Raw genomic sequence first — 16,415 nt, 5'->3', positions numbered from 1 at the left:
ATTTGCAGGATCTATCGCGAATGGCGGAGGAACGGAACCGCCAGGTCACACGCTACGGATATATCTTCAGCCCCTGCGGAGAGGGCGCGAATCCTGCGGCGTGCATGATCCTCCATAGCGGATTCCCACGCGTCAGCGGCACGCCGTTGACGTCGCAGAACAACGTCGTTGATCGGAATCTGCCACGGCATGCATATGCCAGTTCACTGAAGGACCGACGTAGCACGTCATCATCATAGATACCCCCATCAGGATCGACGAACACCACCAGATGATGGCTCCGCGGCATGGCGTACAGTATCGCCATGCCTTCGCGCACCACGATCAACGTGCCATCCCTGCGCGTGGGACGTATGACGGCATGTGTCTCCACATCGGCCGGCCCTGTGATCGGCATTGGGTCCGGCCAACGGATCATGGCCCCGAACAGGCACGCAGGATCAAGCACATCCATGACGACCGGGGATCCATGCCCCCGACGTTCGTGGGAGCGTTCCTCGGTGATGCCACGCAGGGCGTCAACCGTATCCCTTCTGGCGAACTGGGCGGCACCGCAACCGTCCACGAACATGCCTCGGATCACATCCCCCCGGTCCTCCATGCGTCGCAGCACCGGGTAGATCCCGGAGAAGCCTCCGGCAAGACCGATCATTTCGATCAGCGATGCGCTGACCACACCGTAGCGGTTCAGCAGTCCATCGACGGTGTCCACGGCATGTCGCGCCGCCATTCTGGCCATATCCGCCGATGCGTTGCGCGGGGAATCCAGCTCGTCATAATCCGGTCCGTCATGATCTTGTTCGTCATGATCATCCTGACTCCGTCCACCGGGGAACGTCAGGGACCACAGTCCCGGTAGCTCGGCATCGATAATGGTCGGACGGACACGCCCTCGTGAACCTCTTCCCATGAAACCGACGGCACGTGATCGCCGACGGGATGCCCGCCGTGTTGGAATCGCGCCGCCATCGATCACCGCCCGAACCGGCGCGAACGAGCTGCTGGTAATCATCCCATCCCACATCAGTGTCCTCATCCAGTTCAGAAACGCATCGCTCGACATGTCGTCGGGCTTGAGCTCGCGAGCGTATCGGGCATCTCCATCCAGCAAGGGGTCGGGCACTCCCGGTTCATCATCGCTCAACACGTTGTCTTGTGATAACGGGGAGTCCGCAAGATACCAGATGATGGTTCTTGCCGACCCCTTGCCCGTCTTCGCCACCCAGAACACGTCGCCGGATGCCAGTAATTCGTCGAGCATACCGGCATGGTATCCCCGCACGCGGGAAGGGAACACCGATGATTCCCACACGTGCGCAGGCAATGCGACACCTTCCATGAGTTCGATGACGTCGAGCAGTCCGTCCACTCCCTCGTAGCGCTGCCCTCCGACCTGTTGGGGTCCGAGCCGCTGCATCACCAGCTCCTGATATACATGACAGGAGACCGGCCGCACGGCCGCACGGGCCTTGTTCAGCGACCTCCGACGAAGCATGCGGAAGACCCGTGGATGCAGCCAGCGCACCATATCCGTGCCGCCGACTGCGCCGCTATCCTCGATATCGCTCTCGTTGGCCCCGACATCGACGCCATCGCCATTGGCAATGAAGGAGCCCCGCAACAGCCGCCCCTCCTCCGTGAGATCGTTGAGCTCGGCACGGGTCTGCCCCAGATGCAGTCCGAATCGGACGGCGATGGTCTCCGCTGTGAATGGACCATGCGTCCCGGCGTACCGAAGAATCAGATCATCCGGATCCTCATCGAGACGGCGGCCGTCCTCAGGTGCGGCCCAATAGATGACACCACGGATATCCAACGAGATTGCCCGATGTTCGTGTCGCAGCCGTTCAACATGCTCCTCCGCCGAGTCGCCGTCTCGGAGTCGTGCCGCGATCTCGCCCACGGTAAGCGGCCCCAACAGGCGTAGCAGGTCCGCCACACCCTCCTTGCCGTGTTTGCGACGGTCCGGGATCAGGCACTGCAATTCGGCTTCGGTGTCCGTGACGATTTGCGAGTCGAGCAGTCCGGTTGGGGCGGTGTCATCGCCCAGAAGGCCGGCGAGCAGATCGGGGTCCAATGCCAGCGTGGCCGCGGCACGTTCGGCCTGCGGCACATCGTACTGATACATGTAGGCGCCGGTGTATCCGAACAGCAGCGATCGGGCGAATGGTGAAGGCGAGGCGGTCTGGGCGCAGACCACGGCGATGCGTCCGTCGGCGAGCGCGGCCATCATGTCCCGCAATGCCGTCATGTCATAGACGTCCTGGAGGCATTCTCGTGCGGTTTCGAGGATAAGCGGGAACCCGGGGATGCCGGATGCCGCGGTCTGCAGTTGGGCTGCGCGGAGTCGTTGCTGCCAGAGCGGGACGCGCTTGCTGGGATTCATGCGCGGCATGAACAGGGAACGTGCGGCGTTTTCCCGGAATCGCGCGGCGAACAGCGCCGTGCCGGCGACGTGCTGCCGTACGAGGGCCTCGAGCTCAACCGGGTCGAAGGTGATCAGCGTCTTCCATGGCAGCGGCGTATCCGTGTCGGGAACCCGGAGCACGATGCCGTCGTCGGCGGCCATGGTCTGTCCTTCATAGCCGTACCGTTCGCGTAGCCGCATGTCGATGCCCATGGCCCAGGGCTCGTGGATGCGTCGGCCGTATGGTGAGTGGATGATCACTCGCCAGTCGCCGTCCTCGTCCTGGCATCGTTCGACGAGCAGGGTGCGGTCGTCGGGAATGGTTCCCGTGGCCGTGCGCTGTTCGGTGAGGAACCGGGCGAGTTCGTCGATGCCCTGGTCGTCGAGCCCGTCGGCGTGCAACCGGCGGAGCGTGGTGGCGTCGAACAGTCCATCGGGCTGGATGCCGTCGGACAGTTCGCGGGTGATACGGCCTATGGTCCGACCACTGTCGGCATCCCTGCCGGGGCCGTCGCCATGCCAGAAGGGCAGTCGGGCGGTCTGCCCCGGTGCCGGCGTGACGATGACGCGGTCGTGGGTGATGTCGTGGATGCGCCATGTGGAGGTGCCAAGGGTGATCACGTCGCCGATGCGTGACTCGTAGACCATTTCCTCGTCGAGTTCCCCGACGCGTTTGGGGCCTCCTCCTGCGGCTTCGTCGGTCAGGACCACACTGTAGGTGCCTCGATCGGGGATGGTCCCTCCACAGGTCACGGCGAGACGCTGTGCTCCGGGTCTGCCGCTGATGGTTCCGGTATCGCGGTTCCATACCAGCGCGGGGCGGAACAGAGAGAATTCCTCCCCGTTGTATTGTCCGGACAGCATGCCGATCGTCGCGTCGAATGCAGCATGATCGAGGTGACGGTAGGGGGCTGCGCGACGGACGGTGTGGTACCAGTCGTCGTGATCAAGGTTGTCCATGGCCGCCGCCGCAACCGTCTGCTGCGCCAGTATGTCCAACGGATTGGCGGGAATGGACAGCGGCTCGATGCTTCCGGACCGCATGGCCTCGACGGTGGCGGTGGTGAGCAGTATCTGTTCTCTGGTGAGTGGATAGAATCGGGTCTGGGATGTGCCGTTGACGTGATGGTCAGCGCGTCCGGCGCGCTGCAGGGCACTGGACACCGAGAATGGCGGGGACACCTGGATGACCAGATCGATCGACCCCATGTCGATGCCGAGTTCGAGGCTGCTGGTGGCCACCACGCATCTGAGTCGGCCTTCCTTGAGGTCGGCTTCCACTTGACGTCGTCTGTCCTTGGATACAGACCCGTGGTGGGCCATGGCGATGATGTCGTCGGGGGCATGGTCGTGCACGAGCATGGTGCTGGAGCCGGCCACGGCGTCGTAATGAGTACGGTTTCGATAACGGACTGGCAGATCGCCGTGCAGTCGTTCCGCGTACAGGTCGTTAAGCCGAGCGGTGAGTTTTTCGCATAGTCCGCGTGAATTGACGAATACCAAGGTGGTGTGATGGTCGAGGACATCGTCCAGTATCGATTGTTCGACCTTTGGCCATACCGACCCATGATTGTCGTCTTCGTCGGCGGATGCGGAGATCTCCATGTCGTTCATGGCGTCGGCGGGATTGATGATGTGCAGCTGGAATGACGGGGATCCCTTCGGAGCGACGATGGAGACGGCACGGTCGCCGGCGAGGAATTCGGCCGCCGTTTCGACAGGACGTATCGTGGCGCTGAGTCCGATGTGTTGGAATGGCCCGGCCAGGTGTTCCAGTCGTTCCAGGCTGAGCGTCAGATGCACGCCGCGTTTGGTGCCGACAAGGGCGTGGACCTCGTCGATGATCACCGTATTCACCGTGGAGAGAATCCGCCGGGTCTTCGATGTGAGCATCAGGTACAGGGATTCCGGCGTGGTGACGAGGATGTCGGGCGGGTGGGACGCGATGGCGCGGCGTTCCTGCGGTGTGGAATCGCCGCTGCGTACTCCTATGGTGATCCTGGGGATCTGACGATGGTTCCGGTCGAATTGTTCGGCGATGCCATCGATCGGCTGACGCAGGTTTCTGGCCACATCCGTCCCCAACGCTTTCAGCGGGGAGATGTACAGGATACTGACGCCGTTGCGCTTCGGCTTGGCTTTGGTATCCGTGACATCCGTCGCATCGCCGTGACCGGCCATCCGGTCCCGGATCACCGCATCGATGGCGGACAGGAACGCGGCGAGAGTCTTTCCCGATCCGGTCGGCGCGGTGACCAGCACGTTGCCGCCGGATCGGATCGCATCCCACGCCGCACGTTGCACGTCGGTGGGAGATCCGAAGGCGTGAACGAACCAGTCCCGGGTCTCAATGGAGAACCATTCCGGAAGGGTTATGTCACTCATGTCTTTGATTCTTGCCATCCGCTCCGACATACAGGTTCCGACGACCGGTGCTCAGATGATCCGTACGGTTCCTCGGCGGATCAGTTCCGGCGGCAGGATGACGTGTCGGGGCTCCGACTCCTTGTCCTGCTCGATACGCTCCAGCATGAGTTTCACTGTCTCGTGGGCCAGCCATCCGATTTTCTGTCCCACAGTGGTGAGCGGATTGTCGAATCCGAATCGTTCGGCTATGCCGTCGTATCCGATCACGGACATATCATCAGGCACGTTCATACCTCGCTCATGCATGCGTCGCATTAGTCCCATGGCCATCAGATCGTTGCAGCAGAACACGGCGGTGGCGTCCGAGTCCAGTACGGAGTCCGCCGCATCGTATCCGCCTTCGAACCGGTAGTCGCCCTCGGCCACGATGACCGGTGTGATGCCATCGGCATCACACAGCGCCTGAATGAATCCCTCCCGGCGTTCGTAGGCATTGCCGACGCGAATGTCGCCGGATATGCAGGCGATGCGCCGGTGCCCGCATTCCAGCAGGAACTGCGCCGCCATACGACCTCCGGCACGGTTATTGATACCGACGCCGTCGATCCAGTCGAGATCGACAAGGCGATCGACGAACAGCACCGGGCAGCGGCATTCAGCCACATCCGACCGCAGGTCATCCACATCCACGCAGGATTCCCCTGCGGCGATCAGGAATATGCCGTCCACCCCGCGGGCGGACAATCTGCGCATGATATCCGACTCCGCGGCACGGGAATCGGAGTTGTTGGCGATTATCAACGAATACCCCGCTTGCCGGCACTCATCCTCCACGCGTTTCGCCAAGGCGGCGAAGAACAGGTTCTGGATGTCCGGTACGACGAGGGCCAGCATCATGGACCGCTGTGTCACCAGCGTGCGGGCAACCTGATTGGGTACATAGTGCAATCGTTCGGCTGTCTCGAGTATGATTCTGCGACGTTCCTCGGAGACCCGCGACGGTCGGTTGTTCAGTACCAGAGACACAGCCGTGACCGAGACGCCGGCCTCAGCGGCGACGTCTCGGATCGTCGTTCGTCCTCCCATATGATCAGACGCCGAACAGCTCTCGGATCTGACGGACATCGCCGTAGGAGGCCTGAGCGCCGGAGCCGGTGGCCGCGTAAGCGGACACATAGGACGCCACCTGAGCGGACCTGCCCAGCGTGAGGCCGGAGGCGAGGCCGGCGAGAATGGTACCCATGAACGAATCGCCGCAGCCCGTGGTATCCACGGCGTTCACGCGCACCGGGCTGATGCGTTCCACGGTTTCTCCGTCGATGACCACGCTGCCGTCGCCGCCGAGTGTGATCACGGCCTGCTCATAGCCGAAGTCGTGCAGCGCAGCCGCCACCGACGTCCAGTCCATGCCGTCCCAATCGCCGTCCTCCGGCTCGTCCACTCCAAGCAATTGGCTCATTTCATGCTCGTTGACGAGAAGGATGTCGGAATTGGCGATCAACTCGGCCGGCAGTTCCGGGATGAACGGGGAATCGTTGACCAACACCTTGACGCCGGCCTCATGGGCGATACGCGCACTCTCGATCACAGCCGGCAGCGGGCTTTCCAGGCAGAGTCCCAGCACAGCGGCCTCGGTGATGACGGATGCGTGGTCATGGATGTAGTCGACATCCACCTTGGCATTGGAGCCAGGCGAATAGACGATCGTGTTCTCACCGTTTGCGTCCACGGTAATGACCGTGGTGCCGCTGGGACCGGGGACATGCAGCACGTCCGACACGTCGACGCCGGCGTCCTTCAGTTTACCGAGCAGGAACTCGGCGTTCGCATCCTGTCCCACGGCACCGAGCAGACGCACCCGTGCGCCGATCCGGGCTGCGGACGCAGCCTGATTTCCGGATTTGCCGCCGGGCAGTACCCGCAACGGTCCGGCGTTCACGGTCTCACCCGGCTTGGGAAGACGCTCGGTAGTCACGGTATAGTCGGCGTTCATCGAACCCACCACAGCGATGGCTTCGTCGGCCGAGGCAAAGGATTCGAGCAGTGAGAACACCTCATCCCGATTGCTTGCTTGAGACATATGACAACTCCTTCGTTGGGCCAAGGGCACGAGCCATCGGCGAGTCGTTTTCGTCGTAACGTCGTCACGAGGACCGCCATAACGACCATCCTATCCTATGGTAAAACGTTAAACTACTTTTGGCAAGCGGCGGTCTCGCAATCAGTGATCAGGTCCTCGTATTGGCCAAGTTCGCATTCGATCAACGCAATCGCCATTTGCCGGACCGGAAGATCATCCGTCACTCGGTGCAGCACCACACAGGCCATGCCCTCGCACAGGTCCCGGAACAATCGCTGCTGCGTTTCGGATTCCTCCTCGCTGCAGTACAGCAGGGATTCGACGCCGGGATCATACCGATCGATCAGCAGCCTCGGCATCATGGCGAAACCGGACTCCCCTACGATCGTCATCGCCTCTCGCAGCTGCTCCACACCCCGATTGAACGTCCTGCGGTCCCGCTCCTCGAATCCGACGATCAGGTCGGACGACAGAGCGGACCCCAGCAACGATATGGCGAGATTGCGCAACGTCAGCGGATTCTGCCACAACGGCATATCCCGATCGCCGTCCCGGTTGCCCGCGGACAGCAGCACATCACGTGATCGAGGCGTCTCCGTATCCCACAGTTGGCGATACGCCTCGATCAGCCGCTCGGCGTCACGCAGATATCGCGCGCCGATGGCCGCAAAGCCGCACCCATCATCGGTCGCGGAGACGCCATCCCGATGTTCGGCGTCCCACCGACCGACCTCGTCCATCAGCTCCTCCTCATAGGCGACCACACGACGATACCGGTAATCGGGAACGGCACCCATGTCATCCACGCCGGCGTCGTCGCGGAGCATGCTCATGCCGATGCCCGGATCAGTGAGCATCATGCGGGCGATGGACAGGCTTTTCGGCTCTTGTTCGCCCCATTTGAGCATGGTGAAGGCACCGAGACGATGGGTCTCACGAACGAACTGCCAGACGTCCTCCTTGCGCTGCTTCTTGGTGCCAAACCGCTTGCGCCCCTTCGCCATGCCGCGAATGGCGAGCTCACGCGGGGTGAGAACGCGAATACATTTCGGCATGCGGTCGGACGGCTCCCCCGTATAGGCGGCGAGCGTGGACGCGCTCATCAGATCGTACAGCCATACCGGCAGGCCATACCGACGCACCACCGAGGCGGAGCCTCGCAGGAACCTCCGGCATTCGTCCATCAGCGCCACATCGAAGCATGCGGCCGCCGAGAACAGGTCCATGGACCATCCGGTATTGGTGAACACCTCATGCGCCAGCACATACAGGCGATGGTCAAGCGGTTCGGGGTTGACGCCGTTGTTCTCGTACACCCGCCGCTGCGATTCCCGCGAGGTCAGCTCGTCGAACCGACGCTCGAGCTTGTTGAGCGTCTGCAGGAATCCCCTGGCATCCATATTGAATTTCGTGGACATGATTACCCTTCTTTGCGCACCATTGTCCCTGCCGGACCTTCCGGAAGGCCTGTGCAAGGCACACTATGGCACGTTGGAAAATCAGCTACCACCGACCGGTGCAGAAATGTGGATAAGTGGAATAACTGAAAAGTTATCCACATTTCACGGCACCAACCGAGTGGCATGCCACGAATCGTCAGGCGTCGATATTGGACCGATCGAAGTCGTCGGCGTTGTCCACGATGAACTTCTTACGCGGAGGCACCTCACCGCCCATAAGCAGGTCGAAGATGTCCGCGGCCTGGGCGGCGTCCTCCATGCGAATGCGACGCAGCATACGCGTACGCGGATCCATGGTCGTGTCGGCCAGCTGATCGGCATCCATCTCACCCAGGCCCTTGTACCGCTGGATGTCCTCATCAAACCCGATACGATCGTGTCGGAGCTGCTCGAGCTTCGACGCCAGCTCATCATCGGAGTACGTGTAGATGTATTCGCCCTTGCGTTTGCCCGTCAACGCGATGCGGTGCAGTGGCGGTACGGCGGCATACACATGACCGGCTTCGATGAGCGGCCGCATGTACCGGTAGAACAGGGTGAGCAACAGGATGCGGATGTGCGCGCCATCCACATCGGCATCGGTCATCATGATGACCTTGTTGTATCGCGCCTGCGAAATATCGAAGGTCGCCCCCGATCCCGCACCGACCACCTGAATGATCGCACCGCATTCCTTGTTCGCCAGCATCTGCGAGATCGACGCCTTCTGCACGTTGAGGATCTTGCCTCGAATGGGCAGCAGGGCCTGGAAGCCGGAATTGCGGGCGGCCTTGGCGGTGCCGAGTGCGGAGTCGCCCTCCACGATGAACAGCTCGGCGATATCGTCGTTGCCCGGCTGGCAGTCCGACAGCTTGGACGGCATGGATGCGGATTCCAGCGCGTTCTTCCGCCTCGTGACCTCCTTGGTCTTGCGTGCCTGAATGCGGGCATGCATCTCGCCGACGATCTTCTCCAGCACGCGGGAGGACGGCTCCTTGTAGCCGCGTTTCGCACCAGTGATCATCTCGCCGAACTGCTTGTCGGTGAGCCTGGTGACGATCGGCTTGACCTGCGCTGTGCCGAGCACATCCTTGGTCTGTCCCTGGAACTGCGGCTCGGCGATGCGCACCGTGACCACCGCGACCAGACCAGTGGTCACATCATCGCGTTCGATCTTGGTACTGGAGTCCTTGAGATTCACCTTGAGCCGACGCGCATTGGCCTCCACGGTCTTGCGCACCTGCCGGGTGATCGCATTGAGGAACCCATCCACGTGCATCCCCCCGCCGGGGGTTTCCACTACGTTGACGAAGCTACGGATGGTGGTGTCATAATCATTGGTCCAGCGGAGTGCGATATCCACCCCGCAGGTGCGCTCGACCATCTGGGCGTGAAGGTCGCCGGTGGGACCCACCACCTGGGTCTCCTCCTCATAGGTGCCCTCGCCGGAGATATGCCAGATGCCACATACCGGCTCGCCCTTGGACAGAAAGTCCACGTAATCCACCACGCCGCCGGTGTGAAAAAACTCCTCCACGCGGGCGTGACCGGAACGCTCTTTCACTGTCGCCGATGCGGGGATTTCGTCGCCGGCGGTCTCGGCATCGGCCGTCTCCTCGACGGAGCGTACCCGCTGCTCCCGCAACGTATCATCCGTCTCACGCACGTCGTCGATGGATTCGTCACCGGTTTCCGGCACGTTCTCGTCGATCACGGTGATCGACAGTCCCGGAACGAGGAAGCTGGTCTGCCGCACGCGGTCGATCAGCTGCTCGTAGCTGAATTTCGCCGTACGGTTGAAGATCTCGGGGTCCGCCCAGTAGCGGATGCGGGTGCCGGTGACATTGGCGTCCACCGTGCCCACCTCACGCAGTTCGGTCGGAGACCGCTTGCGGGTCTTCTTGAAGGGGGAATCCGGTGAAGGATGCTCGGGGTCGGCGTCGGAATAGACCCCCGGATGCCCCTGGTGGAACTCCATGCGATAGGTCTTGCCGTTACGGTCAACCTCGACGTCCAGTCGGGAGCTCAGCGCATTGACCACGGAGGAGCCCACGCCATGCAAACCGCCGACGGCGTTATATGAGGAATTGCCGAACTTCGCGCCGGCATGCAGCTTGGTGAGGACCACCTCCACGCCGCTCAGACCGGTTTTGGGTTCCTTGTCGACAGGGATGCCACGACCGTTGTCGGCCACGGTGATCGATCCATCGGTGTGCAGCGTTACGATGATCCGCGTGCAGAAGCCCGCGAGCGCCTCATCCACCGAGTTGTCGATGATCTCCCAGAGACAGTGCATGAGTCCTTGGGAATCAGTGGTGCCGATGTACATACCAGGACGCTTGCGAACCGCGTCCAATCCTTCGAGAACCGCCAGGTCCTTCGCGCCGTATTCTTCCTTCTGCGCCGCCATGGCCCTCCTTCGCTAACGCGACTCGTGTATCGTCGCCTATACCGCATGCCGTCGCGGCATGCCCACATGGAAACGCTCCCCCGTATGGCGGAGGAGCGAATGAACGGAACCGGTTTCGGTCACCCGGTCACTGATCGAGGAAGTCCCTCAGCGTCTGGGAGCGGGACGGGTGACGCAGCTTCGACATCGTCTTGGATTCGATCTGACGGATGCGTTCACGGGTGACGCCGTACACGCGGCCGATATCGTCCAGGGTCTTGGGCTGGCCGTCCTCCAGACCGTAGCGCATCTTGATCACTCCGGCCTCGCGCGGCGACAGGGTTTCGAGCACCTGCTTGAACTGTTCCTGCAACAGCGAGAACGCGACCGCGTCGGACGGCGCGATGGCATCGGTGTCCTCGATCAGATCGCCGAACTCGGAATCGCCGTCCTCGCCCAACGGGGTGTGCAGCGAAATGGGCTCACGACCGTACTTCTGGACCTCCTGGACCTTCTCGACCGGCATGTCGAGCTCGCGGGCCAGCTCGTCCGGCGTGGGTTCGCGACCAAGATCCTGCAGCATCTGGCGCTGCACGCGGGAGAGCTTGTTGATGACTTCGACCATGTGGACGGGCACGCGGATGGTGCGGGCCTGATCGGCCATGGCTCGGGTGATGGCCTGACGGATCCACCAGGTGGCGTAGGTCGAGAACTTGAAGCCCTTCTTCCAGTCGAACTTCTCCACGGCGCGGATCAGACCGAGGTTGCCCTCCTGGATCAGGTCCAGGAACAGCATGCCTCGTCCGGTGTAGCGCTTGGCCAGGGAGACCACGAGTCGGAGGTTGGCCTCCAGCAGGTGGTCCTTCGCCTTGCGTCCGTCGTTCGCGGCCCATTTGAGCTCGCGCTTGCGCTTGAAGTCAAGCTGGTCGCCTTCGGTGTCCAGAAGATGCTGCGCGTACAGGCCTGCCTCGATGCGCTCGGACAGGTCAACCTCCTGCTCGGCGTTCAGCAGGCTGACGCGTCCGATCTGCTTGAGGTAATCCTTGACGGGGTCCGCGGTGGCACCGGTGGCGATCACACGACGCTTCGGGTTGCCCGAAGGGGTGTAGTTGTCGTCGTCATCCAGATCGGTGACGACGAACGCGCCCTTCTCCTTGGGCTGTTCCGGCGGCTTGGGCTTCTCCTCCTCTTCGGAGTCGTCGCCCGAGTTCTCGTCGTCGTCCGACTCCTCGATGTCGGTGTCGTCGTCAACGTCTTCGACATCGTCCTCGTCGAAATCCTCGTCGTCGATGTCCTCGACGTCGTCCAGCAGGTCGTCGCCTTCCAGCAGATCACCGTTCTGCTTGGTCGGCTCCTGCTCGGCCTTCTTGGCGGCGGCGCTCTTGCGAGTCTTCGTCGTCTTTGCGGCACCTGACGTCTTCCTGGTACGGGTCGTCTTCCGTGTTGCCTTCTCGGTGGCCAAACTTGTCCTCCTGGTTCGTCCTGTCGGCGTCTCCTATAGCACGAAGACACACTTATGGCAAGAGCAAATTGTCAACTAATAGAGTGAACCACGTTCCAAGGACGATTATTCCCGTTTGGTGGCATGAATCCATGCCGGATGGATGTCCCGTTGTACGACGCCCAGCAGAATCGTGGCCATTGTGCAGGAATCATCCACATATAGCGCCCTGAGCGAACAGGCCAGCGACTGGTCGTCCCTGCCCACCCACCACAGCAGATAGGCGAGTGCCGCCAATGGCTGTGCGCCGTAGTCCTCGGGAGCCAGCGTGATCATATGCGCCAGTGCATCGATACTGCGCTGACAGCGCTGCGGGTTCGGCGACAGGGACGGGTCCTCGAACCCGCGGGTCAACGTGTTGCACACCAGCGCGGAGCTGGATTCCGAATGCGGGTTCGTCACCAGTTCGAACAGATCGTCCTTGCTCACACCCGTCATCGGCGCAAGGATGATCGCGTCGCGCATGGCCAGCGTCTCGTTCATGCCGACGCACAGCTTCATCAGCGCTTCGGGGGCGACCTCGACAAGACCATTGACCAGCCATCGATGCCAGACATCGAACGGATCCCGGAACCAGTCGATGTCCGCCTGTCGTATTCCCTGAGTTCTGCGGTTGGCTCGGAAACGCCGCCGAAGCTCGGTGATCTCCGCGTCGTCCATTCTCATCGCTTCACGCCCCTCTGCGGTGGCGTAGGCTCCTTCCAGCGGTCTGAGCCCTACTTCGATCGTCATTGTGGTCGCCTCCTTGCGTCCGTGCTCCCGTTTCGTCCGGTCCATTCATCGGCCCGGATGAAACGGGAGTCGTATTCCGTCGTTCCTCCGTCCCGTTTCCACTATGCGTGCCGCCATCGCGCACGCCTAGTATTCGCGGCCAATGTGGTCGAATGGAAACCCCGCCCGGAATATCACCGTTTGTCAATACCGGTTCGATAGGCTGGTTAATATGACTGTTCAGGCTTCTTCGCATATCACCGGCAACGACATCGAGTCCCGCATCGGCGAACTGATCGTCCGGCACTGCTCCCCCATGAACGACGCATTGTCCGGATTCGACTGCGGACGACTGTATGACGATGTCGTCCGTCAGGCGTGTGTGTCGAGCGAAGGAGGCAAGCGGCTACGGGCACGTCTGCTGATGGCGTTCTACGATGCGCTGACCGGCACCTCGTCCGACGCGAACGCACGAGGCAGAGCACTGGATCTGGCGTGCGCCATCGAGGTGTTCCAGACCGCGGCGCTCGTGCACGACGACATCATCGACGAGGCCGACGTACGTCGGGGCAAGCCGGCCGCCCATAAGGCGCTGGCCTCAATGACAGCCGAACGATACGACGACACGACCGTCGCATCAGCGGCGTCCTTCGGATCGGGACTGGGCATCATGCTGGGCGATCTGCTCGCCACCGCCAGCGTGGACATTGTCAACGCAGCGGCCGTGGAACTGCCGAACCACGAAGGCATCATGTCGGGATTCCTCACCATGCACCGGGAAGTGGAGATCGGGCAGGTGCTCGATCTTGCCGCCGAGCACCTATCGTTGGACGATCCCGAGAATCTTGCCCGCAACTCATTGGCGGTGTTCCGTTGGAAGACCGCCAGCTACACCACCATCGCACCGATCCGTCTCGCGCTGCTGGCCGCCGGCGTCGACGGCGGCACAGCCTCCACGACGGCGGAATCGATCGGCATGCCGCTTGGTCTGGCATTCCAATTGGCGGACGATCTGCTCGACGTGGTTTCAGACCCCAAAGTGACGGGCAAGCCCGTGGGCGGCGACATTCGGGAGGGCAAGCGCACCGTACTGCTGGCCGACGCTTTGTCCGGGGCAAGCCCGGAGCAGGCGGCATATCTCCGTCGTTGCTTCGTCGCCCAGGAACGCGATGCCGAAGTCGTGCGGCATGTCATCGATTTGTTCACTGAGACGTCTGCGGTCCGTCGCTCCCGCGAGCGGATCGCGTCGCTGTGGTCGCAGACGAAGACCGCCATCGCCGATACCGGACGCGCACTTGATCTGGACGACGACGCACTGGCATCACTGCACGTCATGTGCGCACGGTTCGTTCCCGCGGATATTCGTGACTGAACGACGCAGGAGCACCAAACGGCCTGTTCACACGAACGTAGGATGAGAATATGAACGAAGCGATGGAAAATCCCGTGGGGCATGTCCTCGACGCTCGATATCAGGTGACGAGGAAGATCGCCGAAGGCGGCATGGCCACGGTGTATGAGGCGACCGACGTGCGTCTGGACCGCACGGTGGCGATCAAGATCATGCACACCCAGCTGGCGCAGGGGCCACATCGCGATCAGTTCGTTCAACGATTCCAACGGGAGGCACGTTCCGCCGCCGCCATAGCGAATCCGCACATCGTGCAGATCTATGACACCGGTGAATTCGAAGGACTCGACTATCTGGTCATGGAATACGTGCATGGCGTGAACCTGCGATACGAGATGAGCCAGCAGGGGGTCTTCACCGTCAGGGAGACGTTGCGCATTGTGGGCGAGGTTCTGGATGGGTTATCCGCCGCGCATGCCGTGGGCGTGGTGCATCGGGACATCAAGCCGGAGAACATCCTGCTCAACGACCGCGGACGGGTGCAGATCACGGATTTCGGTCTGGCGAAGGCGGCGTCCCAGGCGACGCTTGCCACCACCGGCATGCTACTGGGCACCGCCGCCTATCTCGCACCGGAAATGATCGAGAACAATCAGGCTCTTCCGCAAGGAGACCTGTATTCCGTGGGAATCATGGCATGGGAGATGCTGACCGGCGAGGTGCCGTTCGCATCCGACAACCCGGTGACCATGGTGTTCAAGCATGTGCATGAGGACATTCCCCGACTGACCGCCGACCACCCCGGCATGCCAAAGTCCATATCCGATTTCATCGCCCATCTGACGGCGAGACAGGTCGCGGAGCGCCCGGCCGACGCGGCATCGGCATTACGGGAGCTGCATGCGCTGACCACGACGCTCTCCCCCGCCGAACTGTCGTATCGAACCCGCAACAATGGGGAAACCGCAACCAGCGTACTTCCCTCGGACATGGCTTCGACGACTGGCAGCGACATGGGCCAGACGGCCACGCAGGCTTCTCCGGATGAGACGGAGACGCAAATCGTCGACGCCACTGCCGCCGATGGCGAGACTATGACTCATCAGGCGCGACAGGGGAATCTGCGGAGGATCGCCATCGTGTCGGGAGCGGCTCTGCTGTTGGCCGTCATGATAGGCGGCGGCTACGCCTGGTGGTATTTCCTTGGACCGGGTAGCTATTGGACGGTGCCGTCTGCGGACGATGTGTCCTGCGAGACCGGGCAGAACTGTTCACTCAAGGGGGCCGATTTCGCCAAGTACGAGCGCGCCCTGAAGGTGGCCGGCATCCCATATACGACCACGGGACAGTACAGTGACGATGTAGCGGAGGGATCCGTGATCTCCTCCGATCCGGCCAATGTCGGCGATCGTGTGAGTAAACGCAACGGCGACACGATGACGATCATCGTCTCCAAGGGCGTACGCGAAGCCACCATTCCCGAGGACATCACCGACGCATCGAGCGACAATGGCAAAACGCCACTGAACACATTGCAACAACTGGGATTCGACAATGTGACCCATGATAAGGAGCGGGATCAGTATTCGCTTGATGTGCCGGAAGGCGCACTGCTCAGCATCGATCCCCAGCCCGGCACCACGCTTCGTCATGGGGATCCGATCACCGTGACACTGTCCAAGGGTCCGATGCCGGTGAGCATGCCGAATATCGTGGGCGAATCCAAGGAGGATGCATTGTCCTCGCTGAACGATGCGAAGCTCAAGGTGACCACGTCGGAGATGTATTCCGATACCGTGGAGTCGGGCACGGTCATCTCCGCGTCGGTGAAGGCCGGAACCCAGATGCATTGGGGTGATTCGGTCAATATCGTCGTATCCAAGGGCCCTGAAATGGTGACGATTCCTGATGTTCGCGGCAAGAGCGAAAGCGAAGCCAAGCAGACGCTGGAAGCGCTCGGTCTGAAAGTGGAGATCACCGCTCCCCTCGGGGACCTGACACAGACCGTACGTCTGCAGGATCCCGCCCCCGGCCAGCAGGTTCGGCTACGCGACATGAAGGGCAATGCCACGACGGTGACGCTTACCGTCGTGTGATTCCCCGCTGCTGAATAGATGGATAGATCGCGGGTTGCGATGTGCAGACGGCTATCGAGCGGATAACAGCGTGG

8 protein-coding genes and 1 pseudogene are annotated in these 16,415 nt (G+C 61.8%); 2 read left to right on the top strand and 7 right to left on the bottom strand.

The genetic code is table 11. The annotated features are described in order from the left end of the window. Window positions 1-493 precede the first annotated feature (493 nt). The 7 genes and pseudogenes from BTIS_RS10140 to BTIS_RS10110 form a co-directional block, all read right to left on the bottom strand. A pseudogene (locus BTIS_RS10140) lies at window positions 494-4,792 on the bottom strand (DEAD/DEAH box helicase); the annotation flags it as partial. Between the two features lie 51 nt (window positions 4,793-4,843). Continuing rightward, window positions 4,844-5,860, bottom strand: coding sequence for a LacI family DNA-binding transcriptional regulator (locus BTIS_RS10135; protein ID WP_094665107.1), 1,017 nt, complete (start codon window positions 5,858-5,860; stop codon window positions 4,844-4,846). Between the two features lie 4 nt (window positions 5,861-5,864). After that, window positions 5,865-6,854 (bottom strand): ribokinase, encoded by a 990-nt coding sequence (locus tag BTIS_RS10130; RefSeq protein ID WP_094665105.1) that lies wholly within the window; start codon window positions 6,852-6,854, stop codon window positions 5,865-5,867. Window positions 6,855-6,967: 113 nt separating this feature from the next. Beyond that, a complete protein-coding gene (locus BTIS_RS10125) occupies window positions 6,968-8,272 on the bottom strand; it encodes a hypothetical protein (protein WP_094665103.1) in 1,305 nt (434 codons plus the stop codon). A gap of 178 nt (window positions 8,273-8,450) precedes the next feature. Continuing rightward, complete coding sequence (locus tag BTIS_RS10120; RefSeq protein WP_094665101.1) at window positions 8,451-10,703, bottom strand: DNA gyrase/topoisomerase IV subunit B; 2,253 nt, start codon at window positions 10,701-10,703, stop codon at window positions 8,451-8,453. Between the two features lie 127 nt (window positions 10,704-10,830). Then, window positions 10,831-12,144, bottom strand: coding sequence for an RNA polymerase sigma factor (locus BTIS_RS10115; protein ID WP_094665099.1), 1,314 nt, complete (start codon window positions 12,142-12,144; stop codon window positions 10,831-10,833). Window positions 12,145-12,249: 105 nt separating this feature from the next. Then, the gene (locus BTIS_RS10110; protein ID WP_143248940.1) at window positions 12,250-12,915 is read right to left on the bottom strand and encodes a hypothetical protein; all 666 of its coding nucleotides are present in this window, start codon (window positions 12,913-12,915) and stop codon (window positions 12,250-12,252) included. Between the two features lie 211 nt (window positions 12,916-13,126). Between BTIS_RS10110 and BTIS_RS10105 the strand changes: the two genes are divergently transcribed. Together BTIS_RS10105 and BTIS_RS10100 are read left to right on the top strand one after the other, a co-directional pair. Then, window positions 13,127-14,266 carry a polyprenyl synthetase family protein gene (locus BTIS_RS10105; RefSeq protein ID WP_245819416.1) on the top strand — a complete coding sequence of 380 codons (1,140 nt, stop codon included), beginning with the start codon at window positions 13,127-13,129 and terminating at the stop codon, window positions 14,264-14,266. A gap of 50 nt (window positions 14,267-14,316) precedes the next feature. Next, on the top strand, window positions 14,317-16,341 hold the full coding sequence (locus tag BTIS_RS10100; protein ID WP_094665095.1) for a protein kinase domain-containing protein: 2,025 nt from the start codon (window positions 14,317-14,319) through the stop codon (window positions 16,339-16,341). The last annotated feature ends 74 nt before the right edge of the window (window positions 16,342-16,415 follow it).

This window comes from Bifidobacterium tissieri, from assembly GCF_002259645.1.
GTDB classification, from domain to species: domain Bacteria; phylum Actinomycetota; class Actinomycetes; order Actinomycetales; family Bifidobacteriaceae; genus Galliscardovia; species Galliscardovia tissieri.
The sequence above is the reverse complement of the archived record's forward strand: the minus strand, read 5'-3'. Positions and strand labels throughout refer to the sequence as shown.

What these genes read in the sequence shown, in the direction of transcription:
- BTIS_RS10135 (WP_094665107.1), bottom strand. Translation starts at nt 5,860, where the DNA reads ATGGGAGGACGAACGACGATCCGAGACGTCGCCGCTGAGGCCGGCGTC.
- BTIS_RS10105 (WP_245819416.1), top strand. Translation starts at nt 13,127, where the DNA reads ATGACTGTTCAGGCTTCTTCGCATATCACCGGCAACGACATCGAGTCC.
- BTIS_RS10110 (WP_143248940.1), bottom strand. Translation starts at nt 12,915, where the DNA reads ATGACGATCGAAGTAGGGCTCAGACCGCTGGAAGGAGCCTACGCCACC.
- BTIS_RS10125 (WP_094665103.1), bottom strand. Translation starts at nt 8,272, where the DNA reads ATGTCCACGAAATTCAATATGGATGCCAGGGGATTCCTGCAGACGCTC.
- BTIS_RS10100 (WP_094665095.1), top strand. Translation starts at nt 14,317, where the DNA reads ATGAACGAAGCGATGGAAAATCCCGTGGGGCATGTCCTCGACGCTCGA.
- BTIS_RS10130 (WP_094665105.1), bottom strand. Translation starts at nt 6,854, where the DNA reads ATGTCTCAAGCAAGCAATCGGGATGAGGTGTTCTCACTGCTCGAATCC.
- BTIS_RS10120 (WP_094665101.1), bottom strand. Translation starts at nt 10,703, where the DNA reads ATGGCGGCGCAGAAGGAAGAATACGGCGCGAAGGACCTGGCGGTTCTC.